We start from the raw sequence: 757 nt of genomic DNA, 5'->3' as shown, positions 1-757 counted from the left end.
AACAGTCCAGGCAGCTCGCGGAAACGTTCGGCTGCGTGCGCTACGTGTACAATCGTGCGCTGGCCGAACGGCACCGCGCATGGTCTCGGGAGCGGCGTCGGATCACCTATGCCGAAACCGGTCGGATGCTCACCGGCTGGAAACAGGATCCGGAAACCCGATGGCTCGCCGAGCCGTCGAATGGCCCCCTTCAGGCCGCGCTGCGGAATCTCCAGACCGCCTATGTGAACTTCTGGCGGAAGCGCGCGAGGTACCCGACTTTCAAGAAGAAGGGCAGGACCACCGATTCGGCGACCTACTTCCGGAAATGTTTCACTTTCCGGAACGGTCAGATCACGCTGGGGAAGCAGGGTGCGCCGCTGGCTGTCATCTGGTCGTGTCCGCTTCCCGAGGGCGCCGACCCATCGCAGGTCACCGTGTCGCGGAACGCGCGCGGCCAGTACCACATCTCGATCCTGATCGAGGAGCCCATCGCCGTGTTCCCCTCGTCGCGAGGGCGGGTGGGGATCGACGCGGGCATCACGTCGCTGGTCACGCTGTCGACCGGGGAGAAGGTGGCCAACCCGAAGCACGAACGCCGGGATCAGGCCCGGCTCGCCCGCGCACAGCGGGACCTGTCCCGGAAGATGAAAGGATCAGCGAATCGGGCGAAGGCCCGGTTGGACGTCGCCCGGGTGCATGGTCGGATCGCCGACCGGCGCCGGGATCATCTGCACAAGCTGTCTACTCGACTTGTTCGCGAGAACCAAACGATCGT

General features: G+C 65.1%; 1 protein-coding gene. It reads left to right on the top strand.

The window, feature by feature from the left end; translation table 11 throughout:
* Positions 1–757: RNA-guided endonuclease InsQ/TnpB family protein (locus C1A33_RS26790; protein WP_101834392.1), on the top strand; the 757-nt coding region annotated here is incomplete at both ends.

The organism is Frankia canadensis, from assembly GCF_900197875.1.
Taxonomy (GTDB): Bacteria; Actinomycetota; Actinomycetes; order Frankiales; family Frankiaceae; genus Frankia; species Frankia canadensis.
The sequence above is the reverse complement of the archived record's forward strand: the minus strand, read 5'-3'. Positions and strand labels throughout refer to the sequence as shown.